General features: G+C 43.9%; 15 protein-coding genes and 1 pseudogene. 3 read left to right on the top strand and 13 right to left on the bottom strand.

What is annotated here, in order from left to right:
* Window positions 1–3 precede the first annotated feature (3 nt).
* Complete coding sequence (locus J4N44_RS20840; protein WP_252045707.1) at window positions 4–603, bottom strand: hypothetical protein; 600 nt, start codon at window positions 601–603, stop codon at window positions 4–6.
* 624 nt (window positions 604–1,227) lie between these two features.
* On the opposite strand from J4N44_RS20840, the pseudogene J4N44_RS20835 reads away from it, so the two are divergent.
* The 3 genes and pseudogenes from J4N44_RS20835 to J4N44_RS20825 all read left to right on the top strand — a co-directional run bounded on the left by J4N44_RS20835 (window position 1,228) and on the right by J4N44_RS20825 (window position 6,435).
* Window positions 1,228–2,533: pseudogene (locus tag J4N44_RS20835) on the top strand (type VI secretion system ImpA family N-terminal domain-containing protein).
* Window positions 2,534–2,560: 27 nt separating this feature from the next.
* Entirely contained in the window at window positions 2,561–5,950 is a 3,390-nt protein-coding gene (gene tssM, locus J4N44_RS20830; RefSeq protein ID WP_069218592.1) for a type VI secretion system membrane subunit TssM, read from the top strand.
* Between the two features lie 32 nt (window positions 5,951–5,982).
* On the top strand, window positions 5,983–6,435 hold the full coding sequence (locus J4N44_RS20825; protein ID WP_005449466.1) for an Lrp/AsnC family transcriptional regulator: 453 nt from the start codon (window positions 5,983–5,985) through the stop codon (window positions 6,433–6,435).
* A gap of 97 nt (window positions 6,436–6,532) precedes the next feature.
* On the opposite strand, the gene tssG is transcribed toward J4N44_RS20825, so the two are convergent.
* The 12 genes from tssG to J4N44_RS20765 form a co-directional block, all read right to left on the bottom strand.
* Window positions 6,533–7,531 (bottom strand): type VI secretion system baseplate subunit TssG, encoded by a 999-nt coding sequence (gene tssG, locus J4N44_RS20820; RefSeq protein ID WP_252045706.1) that lies wholly within the window; start codon window positions 7,529–7,531, stop codon window positions 6,533–6,535.
* Complete coding sequence (tssF, locus tag J4N44_RS20815; protein WP_252045705.1) at window positions 7,528–9,276, bottom strand: type VI secretion system baseplate subunit TssF; 1,749 nt, start codon at window positions 9,274–9,276, stop codon at window positions 7,528–7,530. The genes tssG and tssF overlap by 4 nt, the downstream gene beginning before the upstream one ends.
* A gap of 10 nt (window positions 9,277–9,286) precedes the next feature.
* Complete coding sequence (gene tssE, locus J4N44_RS20810; RefSeq protein ID WP_005449472.1) at window positions 9,287–9,697, bottom strand: type VI secretion system baseplate subunit TssE; 411 nt, start codon at window positions 9,695–9,697, stop codon at window positions 9,287–9,289.
* 61 nt (window positions 9,698–9,758) lie between these two features.
* Window positions 9,759–11,234 (bottom strand): type VI secretion system contractile sheath large subunit, encoded by a 1,476-nt coding sequence (tssC, locus tag J4N44_RS20805; protein ID WP_005449474.1) that lies wholly within the window; start codon window positions 11,232–11,234, stop codon window positions 9,759–9,761.
* An 8-nt stretch (window positions 11,235–11,242) separates the two neighbouring features.
* Window positions 11,243–11,749, bottom strand: coding sequence for a type VI secretion system contractile sheath small subunit (gene tssB, locus J4N44_RS20800; RefSeq protein WP_005449476.1), 507 nt, complete (start codon window positions 11,747–11,749; stop codon window positions 11,243–11,245).
* Window positions 11,750–11,775: 26 nt separating this feature from the next.
* On the bottom strand, window positions 11,776–13,353 hold the full coding sequence (gene tssA / locus J4N44_RS20795) for a type VI secretion system protein TssA (protein WP_252045704.1): 1,578 nt from the start codon (window positions 13,351–13,353) through the stop codon (window positions 11,776–11,778).
* Window positions 13,353–15,353 (bottom strand): serine/threonine protein kinase, encoded by a 2,001-nt coding sequence (locus J4N44_RS20790; RefSeq protein ID WP_252045703.1) that lies wholly within the window; start codon window positions 15,351–15,353, stop codon window positions 13,353–13,355. The genes tssA and J4N44_RS20790 overlap by 1 nt, the downstream gene beginning before the upstream one ends.
* A gap of 223 nt (window positions 15,354–15,576) precedes the next feature.
* On the bottom strand, window positions 15,577–16,521 hold the full coding sequence (locus J4N44_RS20785; protein ID WP_252045702.1) for a hypothetical protein: 945 nt from the start codon (window positions 16,519–16,521) through the stop codon (window positions 15,577–15,579).
* Window positions 16,514–17,506, bottom strand: coding sequence for a DUF2169 family type VI secretion system accessory protein (locus J4N44_RS20780; RefSeq protein ID WP_252045701.1), 993 nt, complete (start codon window positions 17,504–17,506; stop codon window positions 16,514–16,516). The genes J4N44_RS20785 and J4N44_RS20780 overlap by 8 nt, the downstream gene beginning before the upstream one ends.
* Window positions 17,487–18,806 carry a hypothetical protein gene (locus J4N44_RS20775; RefSeq protein ID WP_252045700.1) on the bottom strand — a complete coding sequence of 440 codons (1,320 nt, stop codon included), beginning with the start codon at window positions 18,804–18,806 and terminating at the stop codon, window positions 17,487–17,489. Before J4N44_RS20775 ends, J4N44_RS20780 begins: the two co-directional genes overlap by 20 nt.
* A 99-nt stretch (window positions 18,807–18,905) precedes the next feature.
* Window positions 18,906–19,391 (bottom strand): hypothetical protein, encoded by a 486-nt coding sequence (locus J4N44_RS20770; RefSeq protein WP_009696466.1) that lies wholly within the window; start codon window positions 19,389–19,391, stop codon window positions 18,906–18,908.
* On the bottom strand, window positions 19,391–21,469 hold the full coding sequence (locus J4N44_RS20765) for a type VI secretion system Vgr family protein (protein ID WP_009696465.1): 2,079 nt from the start codon (window positions 21,467–21,469) through the stop codon (window positions 19,391–19,393). The genes J4N44_RS20770 and J4N44_RS20765 overlap by 1 nt, the downstream gene beginning before the upstream one ends.
* Window positions 21,470–21,511: the final 42 nt, after the last annotated feature.

The raw sequence follows: 21,511 nt of genomic DNA, 5'->3' as shown, positions 1-21,511 counted from the left end.
ACCTTAAAATAGTAAAGAGACAGAAAGCTCTACCCCACCAACTCCGTCATTGACTACCGGAAGAATGTAGGAAGCTTGAGGAATAATCTGAATATGTGCATCTGGGTTACTGCCCAGTTTGATTGCAGTGCCGAGAGTAACAACTGCACCAAGTTCGAATTGGTCGATGTCATCAATACTTTCGTAACGAAAGCCATCCGAGTCTACTTTCCAGCGATTCGAATACTGCGAGTAACCAAGAGAAAGCCCGGCGCCAACGTATGGAGTAAAGATACTCCAAGAGCTCAGTGCGTATTGAGGAACGACACGAAGCTCATAGTTTGTGACCTCTTGGTAAATCCCATTTGAAGGAGCGTCAACATCCTCCGTAAGGTAATTAAGACCAAGCCACCAGCGCCAGCGGTTGTTGTTTTCGTCGATCGGACGTGTGTGCACAAGACCATACCGCAACGTATCTACGTCTCCGCTAGAACCTTCGTCATAGTCAATGCTCTCAATCGTAAGCATACCGACCGAGCCACCATACCGCTCACCTTTCGCGACAGCAAAAGTAGAGAACAAACACATGGCTGAGATTAGCCCAACTTGACTTGGTTTTAGCATTTCATCCCTCTTGGAAAACCTAGTAATAATATTCAGGGACGAAAGATATCAAGTCTCTTTTCTTTTTCAATATGGTTAAAAATAGCCCCATTAAATAAGGCAAATTACCTATAAATAAAAGCAATATAACTACTGATATATTCATAAAATCGGCAAAGGTTATTTGTACAGATATTGTGGTCACAATCAAAACAACTAAATTAGCGCGCTCTTAATTAGAAAACCCACTATCATCTAGATTCAGAAATGTTAAACAAATGATTAGTTTTCGATATTGAGACACTTTCGAGACCGACATTGTCTTAATTTTAATAATTTGATCTTAATTCAAAAAAATAACTTTTCTCATAACTACGCTTAATATTAGGAAATCCATTAATTTCATTTTTTGTCTCAACAATTGGAATATACATCACTAAAGCTAATACCAAACAAATCAACATAACCGACTTTTTTTGTGAAGGAACATCACACTAAGTTAATTTATATTGATTTAGATATTATTTAAGATTCAAATTCTTTCTTTTGCCTATAAAATCCCTCAAAAAAAAGATGATAGCAGTGCATTTATAATTAAATGGTCAACTTCTGCCTTCCATATAATCAGTTGGAATTAAAAAAAATATGTTTTTCAGCGACTTCACTCGAAGACCGATCGATGAAAGTAACCCTAGTGGATCAAATCCTAATGGCTTAGATGATTTTGACGAAATAAAGCGTCAAATAAATAACTTAAATAAAGTAACCGGAAGAGTCTCATGGAAGACTGTTCAGACTCTGTCAAAAGAAGATTCTTAGCACTCAAGGTAAAGACTTTCGATGTAGCTGTTACTTTACGGTAGCCGCCACCCACAACGATGGCTTAAAAGGCTTAGTTGAGGGTTTGAACTCGTTGCTTGATTTGTGTGTCGTGTATTGGTACACCGCCTACCCTGAACACGCAAAGGCTAATGCTCGTATCAATGCCATCGAATGGATGGTTGAATACACCGAGAAACGAATCAAAAAACAACGAGTTTTACCAGAAGAACTTCCTCTCATCGAAGCGGCACATCAATTATGTTTACGCATCGAGGAAGAGTTGCGTCTTCACTATGGCATTAAGGCTCCATCTTTTGGTCGTATTCGTCGTATCTTGAATCAATGGATTGAAGAGATTAAGGAAGCGAAAGCCAAAGAAGTCATGGCATTAGAAGCGAAGCAAACTAAGCCAGAGCCGCCTAAACCAGTCACTGGAATTAAAGTTGATATCGCACCACCACCGAAGACCAATGCGAAACATATACCACCAGCTCAAGAGCCTGAAACATCCAAATCAAGCCGCGTTGTGCTGCTCTCCGTGGTTGGACTACTGGGTGCGGCTTTGGCTTCTCACTTTATTTATAAGCAACATCAGTTTCAGACACTAAAAGTTGAGATTGAGCATGCCTCTTTGACAGAGCTGACGAACATCGTCGGCTCATTTAGCGTTGAAAACAAAGATCACTCCCTCTCTTTACGTTCAGCAACGATAGAACGATTAGATACGTTGATGACGGATTGGACGCTCGATCCTGTAAAAGTAAGCAGAGTAAATACGATTGATGAGCTCACTCATGAATTGACGGAAATCTACCCTGACTCATCTTCAGCTCAACAACTTCGTGAGAATTTTTTAGATCAACGTTCTCGTTTCGAAAATGAATTCGATGTCATATACAAACGCTTTACCTATGCTAGGACGGTATTCGCTAATGTCGCTAATCAGAATTCAGATAAAGACTCTAAGAAGGCGTATGAGTATAGCAATTCGCTATTTCCCCTTCTGGGTCGAATAGAGTTTGCAGAAAAAAATGCGCAGCAAAAGGAAATTGAGCGCTCCCTCCTTTTACTGAACACCTACCTATATAAGATTAATCAGTTAAAAACTGCGTCAAACGACAATAAATAACAATACAAGTAAAGAAGTTATAGGCTTATGTTCAAACAAAAAATACTCAGAAACCCGATCGTGGTTTCTACCATAGTGGCTTTAATCTTGGCTGTAATATTTGCAGCAGTATATTTATTCTTACTCGAAGATGCAGATAAGCTTTATCTATGGATTGGTCTAGGAGTCATTGCTGCTTTTTATCTTATATTCCAGTTTTCACTGTGGCTTAAGAAAAAGAACAACTCAAAAGCACAACGTTTAGAAACCGAAGAAGAGGCGCTTTCAATGGTGATTCGCCCTCTTCTTTCTAACGCTGGAAAAAAGCCAATTTATCTAATGATTGGTAATAAAGGTTCTGGACGACGCCAATTTTTGTTTAATTCCAGTGCGATTAAACCGATGGACCGTTCTCGTACGGCAAAAAATGACTTCTTTGAATGGTATGAGTCTGACAGTGCCGTTTATGTCAAACCAGACCAACGCCTCGTATTTCAAGAGGTATCCAGTAGCGACGCATCACTGTGGAATACATTCGTTGATGAAGTTATTCGTCATCGCCCAAGAAAACCATTTTCTGGATGTCTATTCTTTACAGACTTTGAATTCATGATCGTTTCAGAATCAGAACAAAAAGACTACACGATTACTGCCCTGTTGCAGAGACTAAGCTCTATCAGCGAGAAAACGTCTTCAGCACTGCCTGTTTACATGATGATGTCTAAGCTTGATAAGCTAGATGGTTTCAAAGAATACGTTCATTTCAGCTCTCTTAAGACTCGAGTAGAGTTTCTTTCCATTCCTTTAAAAGAAGCGAAAGGCGTAATCACTGAGTACTATCGTGACGGATTCCGTAACTTAGTGAAAGTGCTGGAAACGAATGCGTTAGACGCATCCGCAAACTCAGCGGATATCGACGAAAAACAAGCCATTCTTGCTTTCCCAAAACAGTTTGAACTTTGCCAAGCAGAAATTAGTTATGTACTTGAACGCCTTTGTGATGCAAACAGTGGTGTTTACTCTCTCGATATTCGTGAGATCTTCTTCTGTTCTAGCTTGCAAGGCGGTCGTAAGTACAACTTGTTGGCGAAAAGCTGCAGCAATTACTTCAATTTGCCGATCATTGCTTCTGAGCACACACAACTTACAGAAACCCCTTACTTCTCTCGTTTCTTGATTGATTCTCAGATCTTACCGGAGAGCGACTTTGCGGGAGAAAACAAAACGTATCTGCGCTTGATTCAGCGCCAAAGCCATTTAGCTATGCTGGCATCAATTATTCTATTAGCTGGCGGCGGCTATTTCTTTGTCACAACACTAGATAGCAACTTGCGTGTGATTAACCAACTGCTCGGCATTGACGACAAAGGGCAGGTAGAACAAGAAGCAAGCTTTAATCAGCTATTAGTGAGTGCGACTCGTGCAATTCAACCTTCATACAGCGCATGGTTAGAAGGTTCTCGTGCGCTTGATGAAGAAGTACTACCTTTGAACATCAGCCGCTTGGACCAAACGACAAGACTGGCCTACGAAGCACTGCTCAAAGAAGTCTCACAACAGCTCATGCCAGTTGTTGAGAAAGGCTACCGTCTGGAACTGACTCATAATCAGCACGACATTACTGCGACACTGCCTTTACTCAAAGGCTACTTAATGCTGAATGATCCATCCAAGCGCGATATTCAATTCCTACGTCGTCAGACGCTACAAACATTAAACGATTTGAGTGACAAACCAGATATTGTGAATCAGGCAATGCGTTACTTGGATGCTTATTTCCGTACCCAGTTTGCCCCTGTCGACATCAACATGGACATTGTTCGCGCTACTCGACGCTCATTGCTTGCTCACTCTAACGTAGATCTTGTTTATGCTGGTATATTGAACCAAGCAGATGCCATCGACCTTGGTACGCTCGATCTTCAACGCGCGGTTGGCTTCGAATTCAATAACGTTTTCAACGAACCACTCGACGATAACCGCTTGGTCATCGATAAGGTTTACACTTCAACAGGCTTTAGTACCTTCTATCGCCCTCGTGTGGATTTGATGTCACAACAAGTGATCAGTGACAACTGGGTTCTTGGTTTATCTAACCACGTGATCCCTACGAAACAAGAACAAGAAGCGTTCAAAACTCAAGTCCGTAAGAAGTACACCGATGACTACATCAACTACTGGCGTAATGCACTGAGTGAACTGAAAGTCCACCATTACAACAATGTCGGTGATCTAACCAATGCTATCGACTTAATTTCAGGTCCATCTTCGCCGATGACCACGGTGTTAAAGCAAGTCTACGCCAACACTCAGTTCTCTCCTGTCGGCGAGAAGAATGCATTGATTGCCAAAGTAAACCCGAAACTGGCAGAAGCAGCAGATTCGGCATCAGAAGCAGTAGAAGAAGTAGTGAAGCCTGACTACTTGTTAATGAAGCGTGTCGAACAAGCCTTCCACCTGTTGAACCAACTTCAAGTCAGTGAAACACCTAACTCCCCTACTCCGTGGGATGAAACGATTGCAGCATTAAGCCGTGTTCGTACTTATATGAAAGACATCGCTGATGCGCCAGACCCGCAAATGGCCGCACTTGCTGCAGCCCAGCACCGAATGAACAGCACTGAAGCCGATCCATTGATTAAACTTAAGCAGATTGCTCAGAAATCGCCAGAGCCAGTGCGCAGTTGGTTACTTGATGTCGTTCAGCAAAGCTGGTCAGTGATGATCAAAGAATCAGCAAAAGGCATTCAAACCCAATGGTACAGCGAGATTTACACCAAGTTTAAAGAGCTAGGGCTTGGTAAATACCCATTTGATCTGAACGCGACAGAAGAGATCTCAATTGAAGACTTCGAGCTGTTGTTCGCATCAGGTGGTTTATTAGACACGTTTATTCAGAAGAACTTCGCACCGTTTTACGATACTAACTTGTGGACACCAAAACAGGTAGATGGCGAAACCATGCCTCTTTCTCCTGCCCTATTGGTGCAATTGCGCAACTACAACGTTATCCGCGATACGTTAATCAATAAGAGCACAAACCGAGTTTACATCCCGTTCAGTGCGAAAGTACTAGACCTTGATTCCAGTGCTATCAGAGCCAGTCTGAAAATTTCAGACACTGATATCAACTACTATCATGGTCCGAGCCGAATTCGTGAAATGGAGTGGCCGCCGCAGAACGGTGACTTCAATATAAGAATCACGATCCAAGATGTGACAGACGAAGGCAAACAACACGTTCTAAATAAGAGTGGTCAGTGGGCGATATACAGATTGCTAGGTGATTCGACCCTGACAAACACTCATAACGGTAGCTTCGTCAGTGACATAAAAGTGTCAGGAAGGGATTTGAGCCTTCGTATCACCCCTTTGACACAGAAAAACCCATTCACTCTAGCTGAGCTGTATAACTTTACACTCCCAGAGTCGATTTAATAACAATATAAAAACCAGAATAGGCAGAACACATGATTTCAAACATGACTTTACAAGGCTTAGACAAGTTAGATCGTAAAATACTTTCCAGTCTGTTATCTAACGGGCGAGAGTCGATTGCGAATCTATCTCGAAATATCGGTTTGTCTCGTACTGCTGTTGCAGAAAGAATTAATAGATTGGAAAAAACGGGGATTATAAAAGGCTACACTGCACAAATCCGCGTTGAAAATGAAGGTCGCAAAGCTGCCAGCTACCTGCTGATTTCTTGCGAAAAGGGCAAAAAAAACGACGTAACAAATGCCCTTAAAGAAATTCCAGAGGTACGACTGACAAGCGTTGTAGGTGGTAGCTTCGATATTATCGCGCTTATAGAAGCACCAGACCTTCAGTCTATTCACCATCTATGTAATGAGATTGAATCTTTTAGCGGTATTCAGAAGCTCGACACGACGGTTGTTCTTCATCAACCAATCAGCCGATAAGTTTTTGGTTCCCGCCAAATCTTCTATACAGACGAAAAAGCCGCGAACAACTCGCGGCTTTATTGTAACTGGCGTTTTCCCCATCATATGCTAAGCATTAGATGCTGCCAATCAGGCGAATCTTAGCGTCTTTGTCACCCGGATTACCAAGCCAAAATGTTTGCCCTAGCTGGTTCCCTTCCCCATTCCCCAGTTGGTTTTCAGGGATAGTATCGAGGTTAACCGTTAACTTAAGATCCCAAGACATCGGGTCACGCAAAATAAAACGCATCAAACCTACTAAGGTTTTATGTAACTCACCATCGTAAGAAAACTGCTTAAAAGTTTCAAAATCAATGTTGTCGATGCACAAATTAAACTTACCGTTTAAGTCTGCAATGCTTTGCCCTAAATGTAAGCTTTGACCCAACACACAATTGGAACGGTTTAGTTTGTTTCGCTGACTCTCAGCAATTTCAACACGTCTATATACCCACTCTTCGATACGGACACTAGGTAACGAAAAGTAGTGTGAAACTATACCTGAAATCAACTTAGGAGAACGTGTGCGTGTGGACAGTTGGTTCACGTAAGAGAGAATTTTCGCTCGATCTAACTCAGCGACGTCGCAATCTTGCATTACGCCGGATAGACCAGCCAAATGCAGTATACGCCCGGAAAAAGCGTCGTTCGCACCACTTTGATACTGTACATGGTAACGGTATTTCTTCCATACGCGATACAGCAAACTGGTATAGCGATTATGGAAGAAATCAAAAAAGTCTTTTACCGGATTGTCATCTGGGTCTCGCCCTGCAAGTTTCTCAGTATAAGAAGCTGGCAGTGGTGAGCTAGAACCATGCAATCCAAGAAAGTTCGTTTCTACGCGTGAATACTGCTGCCCGTTTCTTTCCATATGGGTGATAAATTCCATATCGCTCTTTGGAAAGCAAAGGTTTGACGACACACTGAACTCGATACGTTCTTGATGAAAGTATTTGCTCTCACCGACTGCGATAAAGTTAGAATTTGGTTCAAGCTGGTAATGCTTCTCAAGCAGCAACACCGCTTGGTAGAAGCTAAACTCATTCGACTTATCAGAAAGTGTATTAATCATAGAATCGTCTGCTGCCCAATGAGGCTTGCCCAGTTGTAAACTTCCCCGGTTGCTTCATCAAACACTTCCAGCTCGGTAAAAGAGTTCACACTCGAATACAGACGAATGAACTCGTTCAGTACCGTTGCCATGAGAAACATATCGCCTTCGTTTACGAAGAATTGAGAGTTAGTAACCAACTTAAATTGATTACCACGTACTGAAACGCCTCTGAACACACGGTCGATTGGTTTCATCTCTGAAGAAATAATGCCATCAAGTCGATGAATCGACGCGCGATGTGCTTGCCTGTCTACACGAGAATGAAAGTCGTAAGTAGAGAGCAGAACTTTCAACACATCGATATTCGCTAAAGACAAATAGTTGAGCGACATATTGGCGATCAGCTGCCATTGAAGCTCGCCGTTTACCTGAGGGCTGACCGATTGGGTCGGTTTTGTGATGTTTCTAAACGTCGCATACGTTGGTGATTTATGGGTTGCATAAGTGATGTCACCTACCGACAGACGTTCGGCTAGGTCCGCGTTACTGCATTGCAGTTTCATCAATACTGTTTCGGTACCTAAATCCGCAATGTCACCATTGTGAGTATGGAACGAGATATAGCGCTCTAAACCCCTTCCGCTTACTCGCTCGCCTACCTTCGATTTGTAGAACTCTCGTTTATCACGTTGGTTGATTTGGTGCTCAAAAGACTCGAATTCGATAAGCGGTTTGCGACGGCGCTCATCTTTACTCCAGCTCTCTACTTGCTCAATCGAATACACTTCATAGTGTTCTTGGGTGCTGCTCTGCGGGCGAACTTTGTATTCATTCCGGCGGTGCTCTAAACGAATTGGATCCCCATCCTTTTGGAACAAGTTTACGGCGGGTGTGCAATGCAGCCTTAAATGTTTATCTTTAAGCACGACTTCTGATGGCAATGCGCGCTTAAAGTGGAATTTGATTTTCACCGTACTACGCTGTGGGATGCCTTTTAGCCACTCGAGTCCTTTTATATCAAAGAACATAAATTTATCTGGCAAAGAAAAGAACTCTTGCAGCAAACGATAACCCGCAAATGAGTTTTTACTATAAGGCAGCAGCGCCTCATCTTCTTCATGCCCTACTGGCTTAACGTATTCTGGACCAAGACGATGTTTGTAGCCGCCACCGACATCCAGTTCAACGTATTCCAAATAACGGAATAACCATAAAAACACCGTGCGAGTGATATGAATCTCACCATGCAGGTGTAGGCGCAACGTATCCAAACCGATGCGAGACAATTCAAGTCCATGCTCGGTTGACACCGTGACATCAATCGCCGAACTGGTGCGACTGTTGGTTTGTTCAATGTTGGCAATCGTGATTGGGTATAGATTTACATCGTAACAAGTGCGGAAAAGGCACTGAGTACCTTCCACCTGTTCGCTTGCCATCTCTGCGCCACGTTTTACTAGGGTTTTCTCAGTAACACTGCCCGTATGTGGTTTGAGTTCACTGATACACAAAGACGGAATCGAGCGCATGTAGTGGGGCCAAAGCAACGTCATTAACGATTGTGTTAACTCTGGTAGCTCATCGTCTATCTTTTCTCGAATACGCCCGGTCAGAAAAGCAAAACCTTCAAGCAGTCGCTCGACATCTGGATCGAAGGTTCCTTCAGAGAGAAAGTGAGTTAACTTCGGGTGATATTTGGCAAACTCACTCCCCGACTCGCGCAAATACGTGAGTTCATCTTGAAAGTATTTACTGTTACTCAAGTGGCACCTACTAAACGTTAAATTGACCGTCGGTTCCCATGTAGACATCGATCGACATTGGGACTTTACCGCCGTTATGGGAAACTTCGCCGTGAATACCAAAACCGAGTTGTAGTGGGTTATGGTGATCTTCACGGTAATGAACCTCGACATTCAGAAGCCTCGGCTCAAAGCGTTCTATGGTTGATGTGATGTTCTTTTGAATATGACGAACGAGGTTCGTATTGTTGGAAAGCACGTCGTTAAAATCTGGCAGCCCATAATCACTGTCTATCATCGCGTTACCAGAATGCGTGTTCAGCAAATCAGCAAGATGAGAATGAATGGACTCGATCAAATGCTTGTGAGACATCACTTTCTCGTAGCAATTCTTTGGTTCACCTAGCTCGATCCGCTCTAAAAGACGATAACCTTTTTCCATGTTCGGTCCTACGAAAAAAGCAGCCAGTCTTCACTGGCTGCTTGTTGGTTTAAGCAAAGGGCTATTGGTCTAGTTTACCAACTAGAGACAAGTCGAAGCTTGCGCCCATGTACTTAAAGTGAGGGCGCACAGACATTGATACTTTATACCAGCCAGGGTCCCCTTCTACGTCTGATACTTCAACCTTAGCAGCACGCAGTGGACGACGACCACGAACTTCCGCTGGCGGGTTCTCCTGGTCAGAAACGTATTGACGAATCCATTTGTTCAGTTCGATTTCTAGGTCAGAACGCTCTTTCCAAGAACCGATTTGCTCGCGTTGTAGCACTTTGATGTAGTGTGCTAGACGGTTGATGATGAACATGTAAGGAAGCTGAGTTCCCAGCTTGTAGTTCATCTCTGCTTGTTTGCCTTCTGGCGTGTTCGCAAACACTTTTGGTTTTTGAACTGAGTTTGCAGAGAAGAATGCTGCATTATCAGAACCTTTACGCATGGTTAGCGCAATAAAGCCCTCTTCTGCTAGCTCATACTCACGACGGTCAGAAACAAGGATCTCGGTTGGGATCTTAGTTTCGATTTGACCCATTGCTTCAAAGTTGTAAACCGGTAGGTCTTGAACTGCACCACCACTTTGAGGACCAATGATGTTAGGACACCAACGGTACTTAGCAAAAGATTCACTGATCTTAGACGCCATTGCGTACGCTGAGTTACCCCATAGGTAGTTGTCGTGGCTATCTGTCACTTGCTCATCGTAGTCAAACGCCTTAATTGGGTTATCTTCTACAGAGTAAGGCGTACGTAGCATGAAGCGAGACGTACATAGACCTAGATAACGCGCATCTTCGTGCTCACGCAGACCACGCCATTTCGCGTACTGTGGCCCTTCGAATACAGATTTAAGATCTTTTAGGTTTGGTAATTCTTCGTAGCTGTCTAAACCGAAGAATTTAGCCGATGCTGACGTGATAAATGGAGCATGAGACATTGCACCTACGTTCGCCATGTATTCCATCAGTTTGATGTCTGGCGACGACGCTGACATGTCGTAGTCACAGATTACCGCACCAACAGGTTTACCACCGAATTGACCGTATTCACGCGTGTAGATTTGTTTGTAAAGACCAGACTTCACCACTTCTGGTGCGTCTTCGAAGTCATCAAGAACTTCATCTTTCTTCGCTGAGATCAGTTCAATTTGAATGTTCTCACGGAAGTCGGTGTGGTCAACAAGGTACTTAAGACCACGCCACGTTGATTCAATCGCTTGAACTTCTTCGCTGTGAAGAATCGCATCAACCTGCTTAGACAATTTTTGGTCGATTTCAGAGATCATCAAATCAACTAAAGATTGATCTACTTTCTCTGTGTTCGAGCTGCTTAGTAGCTCACTGATGAATGCTTCTACGCCGCGTTTCGCAACGTCAAAACCTTCATCACTTGGCTTTAAACGAGTTTCGTTAAGAATGCTATCCAGAAGTGAGCCTGATTCAACTAAGGCTGCTTCTTGTTCTGGCGCTTGTGCTTCTGCAGACATGGTATCCCTTACTCTTCTTTCGCTTCTTGGTCATCGCCAATGCTTAGTTCATCCAACAGTTTCTTTCTCGCTTCTTCATCTTGAAGAACCGATGCGATCTTCTTACGGAACGCTGGAACGTTACCTAGAGGACCTTTAAGTGCAACTAAGGCCTCGCGAAGCTCAAGCAGGCTGTTTAGCTCAGGTACGCTTTTCGCGATCGCTTCAGGAGAGAAGTCCTTCATGTTTTGGAACGTCAAATCAACGCCGATTTGACCACCTTCTTCATCAGAAAGACGGTTTTCAACGTTAACTTTAACGTTTGGAGACATGCCTTCTAGCACTTCGTTAAAGTTGTCTTTATCGATATTGATTGGAGTACGTTCTTCGATTGGCGTCTCATCTGCACGTGCAGTAAAATCACCAACAACCATCATGCTCAGCGGCAGCTCTACGTCATCTTGCGTATCACCAGTTGCTGGAACATAACGGATATTAATTCGCTCTTTAGGAGCCACCGAGCCGTCACGTGACATAATTAGTTCCTTATTTAACTCTTTAATTAGTCATAAATTGCTTTCCACTCTTCATACTTCTCAGGCAAAAGGTCCTTACTTCTGAATAACTGATGGAGTGTTTTTCGAATCAGGACTTCTAACTGTGACGATAAGTGGGGTTCCCAGCTCGCGAGATTAAACGCTTTTTGTACTTCCCAACCCTTCTCAAGATAAGGCAGACACAACGGGTATAATCCAACAGACTGGTAAGCTGCTATCAATTGTAAATACAGCATGAACTGTCCACGTCCCGAGCTATCCAGCTCAAGTTTGCGGGCAAGTTCAGCGGCATATTCCCCTAGATTTTCTAGAGTGATATCCTCCATCGGCAGCGAATCTTCTTCAGAAATCACAACCGTTTGAACAACGGGTTGAGAAGACGAAGAAGTTGCATCTTGAGTCGATAACCAGCTCAAGGTAGCTTCATCTGCAAATGGCAAAGAATTCTTAAATGTGAGGTACTCGATGCCCTCTAGCGAATCAACAAAACGCTTCACTTCCTGTTTCACAGCAATTGCTGCGTCATCAAAACCCAAGTTATTGAGCATCAAAGACACCAAGTAGTGACCCGTCAGCCAAAACGGCGCATCAGTTAATGTGCGCTCCAAGCGTTTGATGGTGTCGATATCGCATTCTTGATTGGCTTTATCTCGGTATTCCGTTTGTTGATCGGACGATACCGCCAAACTCAAAGGCGTTTGATTGTTTTGATGATCAGGCAGACCGTCAATGTCATCCCACGTTAGATGACGATAAATTCGGTAAGCCAGAGGATCACTTGGGTTGGCATGAAGCATCACTTCCGCGACTTTCTTCAAGGTGCGTTTCGAAGCGGTTGGCGACGAGAAGTCCGTATCGATATCGACTTCTTTTGTGACGGCTTTCTTAACTGGTGCAGGTTTAGAAGTCTGCAAAACCGTGTTAGATGCCGTAGTTTGCACATCACTCTGCGCTGGCGTTTCTAACACTTCGGCTTTGGCAGGCTGTGCTGCTGGTGTCGCTTGTTCTATAGCTGCTGTTGCATCGTCGCTCTGATTGTCGACAGCAACTTGTTGAGACAACACATTTAACTGCGTACGAATCTCGAAGAAGTCCGCTTCCGAGTCTTGATAAACGTCGTCGTACTGACGCTGTACATCTTCGATGGTTGAAATACAACTTGAAACTAATTCCCAAGACTGAGGGCTTTCAGCCAACTTGCTGCTCACCAACTTAAATTGATGGTTCAGCCACTCCACTGCGCCATCTCTACCTCGCTTTCGCGACGGATACAGTTCAACACCAAAACGATTTAACGCCTCACTAAGCAGCTTCAGACCTTGTTCAAAGCCTTGCAGTCCAAACTCTTCTGTTAGAGCGCGAACGAGGTAACAAATTGCTTTTAAATCTTTGCTGTGATGCTCTAGAACTTCAGTGGCATGTGTTTTTACGACGCTCCAATCTACCGTTTCACCAAACAATGAGCCGAATTTCTTTACTTCGGATTCCATCATTTCATAGCAAAATTCGTAGCGAGCATCCTCACCTACAGGTGCGGAATCAGAGATGGGAGCGAGCAAGCGTTCAATTTCAATGACTGACATTAACTTCTCCCCTCTGCTAAGTAGTCTCTCAGAGCGCGTTCAACCGCGATTGCACCACGCGCAGGACGAGAAAGTTGATGACTTTTATCAATGGAGTCTCTAGCCATGCTCTCAAGCAGGTCGGTAATTTCGCCAAATTTCTTTGGGGCATTTCGCTCAAGGTCGGATAGTGAATCGTGCAGCTTTTGTTTATCAAATACGGATTGCTCAGTGACGGTACTAAACAAAATGAACTCGCTTCGAGCAACAATGAGATCCGTCACCTTTTTGTTGAGCTCTGGCGTATTACCAAAGTAAGCTTTAGCGGCTTTAGCCTCTTCAATGGCTTTGGTATAGAAGTGATCTTTTGCGTGTGAATCGATAGACGCATTGATATTTTCCATCACTTTATTTGGCAAGACTTGGCTATAGAAATAAGCTTCAGATTGATTTAATAACCAAGCAGCTTTCATTTCTTCGTCTGCAAGCTTTGCTTCGCCATCGAGGATTAAGTTCGCAATCTGTTCGTCTTTACTTCCTGCAACAGCAGAGATCTTCATTGAATCTATCGAAGCAACATTCAAACCAGCCATCACTTTGGTCAAGGTTTTGTCTGCGTATGGGAATAATGCTCCATCATCAACGAGTTTTTCTCGCAGCGTGACCAGCTCTTTGCGTAAATCCACCAGCGTTTTTGGTAACTCATCCGCCAAAGCTTGATAAGACGTCAATTGAGCCTGATTCTTTTTGTACAACTTAGACAGTTTCATTTGTTGTACTTGGTAAGCTTCACGATAAGGCGCAGTCGAAATCACGTCTTTTTCCATATCGTTAAGTGCAGTTTCAATCGCCCAAGGGGGTTGAGCCAAAAAAGAAGCCGTTTGCGCTGGTTTGATGGTGCTCACCAGTGGTGTTTCCGTTTGCGAGATAGGCTGCGACTTAACGATCGTTTTCCACTCTGGCTGATTCTGCTGGTACAAGTAGTGACCCGTTACTGCCACCACACTCAATACCAAACTCGCTTCTAGCACTTTAAAGCGACCGTAACTCGCTTTATCTTGTGGTTTACAGTGTGTCAGTAATAAATCGGCATTGCGCAAACTGCTAAAAATAGGTGCATTCGATTGTGAATCAATAGATTGAGTGTCAATACGTGCAAGTTGCTGGGCAAAGGAAATTGCCGTGTAGCCGTGTCCTCTTGGGTTATTAATCACCTGCTTAAGCAGTTTCCAAATATGGTTTGGAATTAATGCCGGACGTTTGCGATCTTTTAACTGTTTGTGCCAAGCATCACCAAAGATCGAACCAATAAATAGATGACCAGTTAATAGCGCGAGCGAATAAACATCGTCTTGTGGTTCTGTCGTACCTGTCTCGAGATAAAGGGGGGACGCATAACTCAAACTCGCTTCAGCATGAGACTCGGTTTCACCGATGTAGCGCGCGGCACCAAAGTCGATCAACTTAACGTAGTCGCCCTCACTAACAAGAACATTTGACGGCTTAATATCAAGATGGCAAATACCTCGGGTGTGCATAAACTCCAGCGCACCCGCAAGTTGATACACTAACCAAGCAATGTGGTCGTGGCGAAAACCTTTAGAGGAATGGCGTTCCATCTTCTCTGCCAGTGATTCACCTTGAATCCACTCGTACATTAAATATGGGCGTTCGAATTCGTTACCGATCTTAATAAAATCAGCGACGCTTGGGTGCTGAGAGAGCTCTAATCTGCTTGCTTCATTGACCAACATTTTATTGGCAATATCTGGGGCGTCTTCATTGACGACTTTACAGCAGATTTGTTTTTCTGGTTGACCCTTTTTGGCGAGATGATAGACGGTCGTCCTACCATTTTTCGATAACAGTGTGTCTAGCACATCAAATTGTGAAAAAAGTACATACTCAAGCTTTGGCTTATTTTTTTGCGCCAATCTTTGCTCGTTCTGTTTCTTTTTCTCAATGGCTTTAACAACCAATTGATCAATATAACCTTTGGCTGCTCCCTGCTTATCTGACACTTTGCACTCTTTTATCGAACAAATATTATTAGGCCGAAATAATATTTGCTGAAACATCCTTGTTTCAAGGCTGGTATTTAAAACGAACGGTAAACCTATTACTTTAGTGATAATTACTAAGTTATTAGACTCATTAACTTACGCTTTCACTACATCAATTATGTTGTTTTTATCGAGTAAAGGTTCTTGAAAAGACTTCAAGGATATTACTTTAAGAATCACACTAGCATGCCAATAATTGAAGCATCCCTTTGTCGCCATTAAAATCAAACATTAATAACGATGCCGGTTGGTTAAAGTGATGATTTTTAACCGTAAACGCGATAAGCGCAAGTGACGAACAACTGCCCATCGTCCCCCATAACTCATTGATAAGATTAGGTTGTTCTGGATCAATAAAGCGTTCTGCTTTAGCACCTAGAGCAAAACCATAATCTTCCGTATGCGCGCGCAGGTTTGTCATGTCTGAATAAACTTCACCAAACGAATCAAGTTTTTTACTCACTCGCTGCACAAGTCTAAACATGCCTCTTCGGTCTGCGGTATTCAATTCTGTGTCGATATAACCAAGCTGTGCTTGAGGCTTAAGTTTCAATGTTTCTAAAGTATTTCTTCTGCAAAGAATTAACCCCGCTCCCCCCTCACTCGGAATAACACCCCATGGGTTATTCGTACTCATTACCATCGCATCGTCAATAAGCTCTTGCATCGAACTCACCGTAGAGTCCACGCTAATGCACATCATGGCGTCGTATTTATCCATAGACTTCATTGCCTGTAGCACGAAGCTAGGACCGCTTGTATGCACGGCTTCAACCACAGAAAGAAAGTCAGAATAGTCACTTTCACCGAGCCACTCTTGTATTTTCGCTAATGAAATTGTCGTTGGCACAGAAATAAGTAACGGAATCGGCTTCAAGGACCGAGGTAGTTGGACCAAAAGGGAATCCAGTAAGTGAGCCGTTAGCTCACAGGTTTTTCCAAATAATTCGCTCTCTTTCGTGTATTCGATTGTGGCAAACGTAAATCGTTCAATACCGTCTTTACCGACCATTTGATCAAACCTAGCTAAGTCCGTCTTAGCCACGCTAGTAGCAACGTCCAGGTTCATTCCTGTAGGCGTCATGACTTCCATGCCTAACACGTAACGACCGGTTGAATTAGGCATGCTCGCTTACCTCTTCTAATAGGGTGATAGACGTAGAGACCAACAAATGTTCTTTGCCTTGACAGGGAAACGCGGCTGTATAAGTGATTGATACGGCTTGCTTTTCAGTATCAACGAACAAGGTATACATCGCCATATCGACCTGGTAGCTGCCGTCTTTGAAAGTGGCGGTTGCACGATACTTCTCTTTAGGAATGCGAAATGAAAGCGTGTCATCATGACAAAAGCCGCTCATCATTAAACGCTCGCCTCCATGAAGAAAACCTTTGCATTGTTGGTCGGTGGGCGCGCTTTGAAAAAAGCGCCTATCGAAGTCCAGCGGTAGCATTGGTTTGCGATTTTCAATCCAATCTTCATCAAACGTGCCAGCCAGTTTTTGGCGAGACTCAAAAAATGGGGGAATAGGTCCAAAGCCCGCCACTCGCAGATTTTTTGAAGTAGCACTCCACTCTTCTCTCGGGTAGAAAACCGAGGGCACTTTCTGCTCAAGTAACGCTTGATTGGAATCAGCGACACCACCGCCAATTCGGTTACGTAAGTCACCACCGATCGCGCAGGTGTAATCAATATCTCTTTCTATAAAGGGCGTCGGTTTACTGAGTGTGATACTCCCCCCGTGTTCAACCCACACGCGCTCTCCGTGGATAGCGAGAGTTTTATCGATATGACCATCAATCAGAACTCGGCACTCTTGGTATGTCACTGGCTTTTTCGCGTAGCTGCGCGCTTTGCCGTAAACAAGTACATCTGTGTTGTCTTTGGTATACGCAAACTCGTGGTCAACTTTCATCGCAGAGAAGCCTTCTTCGCCCAAATATTGGGGATCATCGAAGATTTCACTTTCACCTAATTCGTGCCAAACCACACCATCGAATTGCCAAGTACGTTTAGCGACAACAACCCACACTTCATCGCCGTTTTCATCACGTTGAAAACGCCCTTTAAGTGATAGCTCTGGGTTGGCTTCAATATCCCATAACTGCATTGCTATTCCTTAAGTTGAATCGTTCGATCGCCGAAGGTGCGGCTTTTAAATTGTTAAAGTTCCAGTCTTGCTGATGGATCGGCATAGCCATATCCCATGGCACATAAGCTCTTGATTGAATACAGATTTGACGCCATAGCCAATCGCGGAACATGACATCAACATTGGCATCTTGCATCGCCGCTAAAGTAGATTCGAAGCTCAATGCATAACCCATACGACTGGGTAGGTTTTGGACATACTTTTCATCTTCCACCCACTCGTTAAGCAAATCGATAATCTCTCCCCACTCATGCTCAACACCAATGTCTTGCGGAGTCAGGGGAAGACGTTTTCCGTAGACCACATACAATGCTTGAATCCAAACTTCGCCTTCATCTTCTTCTAAACTTTGCAAGTGTTCGATGATTCTAGGTACTAGCCTGTGATCCCCACTCAGTGCAAAATCGACAGGAGCTAACGAAGAAGAAATATCAAACACTTCAAACTCTCTAAGCTCCAATAATTTTGCAAAAGTGAGTATTTGATCAGAAGGCAACTGACTCCGTTCAGTACCAAAATACTGACGGAACCAAGTGCCTCGGTCGCGTTTAGTAATCAAACGTTCAAACAGATACTGTTCGCCATTAGCATTGTCGTTGATCCATTCAATACCCTCTTCCACATCCTGCAACGCCAGTAATGGCAAAGCGATATTGGAAAGGATGATTTCCGCTTTGTGCCAACGTTTAATCAACGCAACACTCAATGCTTGGCGGACACGTAGGCACTCAAAATAATACGCGCTGGCTTTCACTTTACCTTCGATAAGTTCAGACATCACACTATCGATATGCTCTACTGGCGATTGCGTAACAATCACCATAGCGGTATGCCTGTCTAGCTCTTCGAGTAAACTCAGACCACACAAAAGGTTATCAAGCTCTGAGCCTAACTCTCCTTGAAGCATGATCCAGGTATAGATTTCTGGCTCTTGGTTTCTTAATTGATGAATCAACCCCGGTGCTAATCGATAAAACGATAAGTAAACCTGCTTGAGCTCAGCAATTTGGCGCTCAATGAGCTTGAGATACTCCAATTCACGACTTGGATAACCACGTTTATGAATTTGGACTCTTTGCCTAATTAAGAATCCGAGGCTCTCTGAGGCGATAGAAAGCTTTTCGTTGCAAAAGGTCAGCCATGTTGCTGGCAGTTGGGAAAGGTCGCTCACTGCACGTTCGGCTTTCGCCAACGCACCTTCAACGTCTTGATTGGTTATAGGTGCCTTTAGGTGCTCGACACCGATTCTTTGTCGCATCTACTTATCCATTGTTAGCGTACGAGAACGCGATAGCAGTCAACTAGTAGCAATTAGTTAGTAATGGTTAGTTAGTTATTAACAATCAGCTCGTTGTGCTCAGTTAATTGCTATCGTTCCACCTTGAATTTTTTGTGCTTTTTCTGCTTGAGAGGTGACGTACTTAGCCTTTGTGGTGATACGACCATCGCGCCCGCTATAGCGAGTTTCTGTCTCTCCGCTTTTGACGATCAGCTCCTGTTCTGTCTCAATCACCATCTTTTTGGCTCTTAATACAAATTCGTCAGAATCATCCAAAATGGAAAAGAATATGTCCGTCACGAATGGCAAGCTTAAGTCTTCGTTCAGGAATTCAATTCGACAACTTAACTGGTTATCGATGGCCATTTGTAACTCAGAACGACGAAAGCCACGCCCTAACCTTGCGGTAAGTGGTTGGTTAAATGGATTTCCATCAAAATCAACTCGAACACTGCCTGTGGATTCGTTGATGGCGACTATGGTTCCAAAGCGCGAAAAGCAAGCCGGAGTATCGGCTTGCTGTTTCGTGATAGTTTCTGTAGTAAGTGGTTGTTTTTCCATCATTAGTTAATCGCTACGTTACCACCCTTCACGACGACTTTATCGCTGCCCTCAATGGTGATTGAAGAGCCAGACAGCTTGATTGAGCCATCACTGTTCATCACTAATGAAGAGCCGCCTGTTTTCAACACAATCTTGTCACCACTGATGATTTGCGTCGCACCGTCGGCTTTGTATGATGTGTTACCTTTGACCGATACCGTTAAATTGCCGCCTACGGTTTGATTGTCATCGGCACCGATGTCCGAACTCTTAGACGCCCCTACCGTCAGGTTACTGTTTTCACCCACATCCAAATCGTCGTTTTTACCGATCTTAGTCGTGCGGTTATCGCCAATTTCTAAATCAGAGTTATTCTTTACATACTGAGTTTCGTTGGCGTTGTAAGTGACGGTTACATCTTGCTCTACAGTCTCGGTAAATGTGCTGTTTACTTGCGTAGTCTTATGACCATCAATGGTTTCTTTGTGGTCACCATGCACTTCGTTGGTTTGATGACGCGCTACCTTTAAGAACTCATCCTGACCGATATCGCGGTAACGGTTGTTGAGTACTTTAGTCGACATATCTTTTTGAGCATGAATGTAGACTTCTTCTTGGTTTGCTTCGTCTTCAAAACTCAGCTCGTTGTAGCCTGTCCCCTTGTGTGTTTGGGTACGGAACGTAGTACGCGTTTTGTTCTCAGGTAGCGCATAAGGAGGGAAATGCAGACCGTTGTACACAGCCCCAGTCACTAACGGACGATCTGGGTCACCCTCAAGGAACGTGACGACCACTTCATGACCAATACGCGGCAAATACACAGCCCCCCAAGTTGGCGCTGCCATCGATTGACTTACACGAATCCAACAGCTTGAGTGCTCATCGTTATCACCATAGCGATCCCAATGGAACTGAACTTTAATTCGTCCGAGTTTATCGGTGTAGATCTCCTCACCAGCAGGACCAACCACAACAGCGGTTTGTGGACCATCAACAACAGGTGCAGCCAATTTAGGCGCTCTAAATACCACATCGCGTGGAATACAAGAGAACTGGTTGTAGTAAGTGGTTGGCATACCACTCGTTTCGTCTTCATGCACCTGTGGATCTTGCCCTGTGTGCATGACAGATAACATGAGGTAGTCACGGTTGATTTCAGCGCGAGGATGTTCACTGACATTAAAGCTGTAACCAGATGCTAAACGCATCACATCACTGCTCGCTTCAACCTGTTGATTATCAACAATATGTTCAGACATCCATTCCGTCGTTCTTACCTGCCCCATCGCAGGGTCCACGTAACGACCAGGGTAATCAAACTGCTTCAAGTCTTGGTCAAGATCGCCCGCATGCGTCATCTCTTGCGGGATCTTTGGTTGCTCATAGTTATAATCCGTGTACGTAACCTGACCCGTTCGCACCCGGTTAACTAACTCTAGATCGGAGATGTGCTCACGATCGGCAACGCCACCACCATCAGCATGATAAACAATCGGTCCAATGTAAGAAGCATTGATTGGCGAACTCACCAAAGGTGCAATCGCATCATTACTATCCACTATTACCATGGTGTGATTTGCATCAGTATGGTCGAAGTAGTACCACATACCGTGCTCAGCCATCATGCGCTGAACGAAATGCAAGTCCGATTCACGATATTGAAGAACGTATTCTTTGGGAGGATATATGCCTGAAAGCTCGAAGCGATAATCGGTGACAGCCCCATCATCCAGCACTTCAGTAATAATATCTTGCGCAGACTTCTGCTGGAAAATTCGACAATCTTGACGCTGAGATAAAAACCAAGCTTGCGGCACCAAAACCAATTGGTATCGAGAGAAACGGCGCCCAGTCCCCAAATAGCGAACTTCATTCACGACACCGTTAAATACACGTGCAGCACCAACACCTTGTCCATAAAGGGTTAATGTGCCCGCTTTTCGTATTAACGCATCAAAAGAGATATCTGGATCAAGTGAAAGTAATGAGAGACTGATGTGAAAAGGTTTCGAAAGCTCTTCATTCACTTGAAAACTTTCTACTCGAAATTCATGCCCACATCCAGGCACTTCAAATTTAAATTCTACGTCATTCACCATATCTTTTACCTGATACAAATAATCGGATTAGGGCCAACAATT

It is taken from the genome of Vibrio sp. SCSIO 43155 (genome assembly GCF_023716605.1).
Classification (GTDB): domain Bacteria; phylum Pseudomonadota; class Gammaproteobacteria; order Enterobacterales; family Vibrionaceae; genus Vibrio; species Vibrio harveyi.
The sequence above is the reverse complement of the archived record's forward strand: the minus strand, read 5'-3'. Positions and strand labels throughout refer to the sequence as shown.

Bases quoted from the DNA above. Each gene is read 5' to 3' on its own strand.
- J4N44_RS20840 (WP_252045707.1), bottom strand. From the start codon at position 603: ATGCTAAAACCAAGTCAAGTTGGGCTAATCTCAGCCATGTGTTTGTTC.
- tssM (WP_069218592.1), top strand. From the start codon at position 2,561: ATGTTCAAACAAAAAATACTCAGAAACCCGATCGTGGTTTCTACCATA.
- J4N44_RS20825 (WP_005449466.1), top strand. From the start codon at position 5,983: ATGATTTCAAACATGACTTTACAAGGCTTAGACAAGTTAGATCGTAAA.
- tssG (WP_252045706.1), bottom strand. From the start codon at position 7,531: ATGATTAATACACTTTCTGATAAGTCGAATGAGTTTAGCTTCTACCAA.
- tssE (WP_005449472.1), bottom strand. From the start codon at position 9,697: ATGGAAAAAGGTTATCGTCTTTTAGAGCGGATCGAGCTAGGTGAACCA.
- tssC (WP_005449474.1), bottom strand. From the start codon at position 11,234: ATGTCTGCAGAAGCACAAGCGCCAGAACAAGAAGCAGCCTTAGTTGAA.
- tssB (WP_005449476.1), bottom strand. From the start codon at position 11,749: ATGTCACGTGACGGCTCGGTGGCTCCTAAAGAGCGAATTAATATCCGT.
- tssA (WP_252045704.1), bottom strand. From the start codon at position 13,353: ATGTCAGTCATTGAAATTGAACGCTTGCTCGCTCCCATCTCTGATTCC.
- J4N44_RS20785 (WP_252045702.1), bottom strand. From the start codon at position 16,521: ATGCCTAATTCAACCGGTCGTTACGTGTTAGGCATGGAAGTCATGACG.
- J4N44_RS20780 (WP_252045701.1), bottom strand. From the start codon at position 17,506: ATGCAGTTATGGGATATTGAAGCCAACCCAGAGCTATCACTTAAAGGG.
- J4N44_RS20775 (WP_252045700.1), bottom strand. From the start codon at position 18,806: ATGCGACAAAGAATCGGTGTCGAGCACCTAAAGGCACCTATAACCAAT.
- J4N44_RS20770 (WP_009696466.1), bottom strand. From the start codon at position 19,391: ATGATGGAAAAACAACCACTTACTACAGAAACTATCACGAAACAGCAA.
- J4N44_RS20765 (WP_009696465.1), bottom strand. From the start codon at position 21,469: ATGGTGAATGACGTAGAATTTAAATTTGAAGTGCCTGGATGTGGGCAT.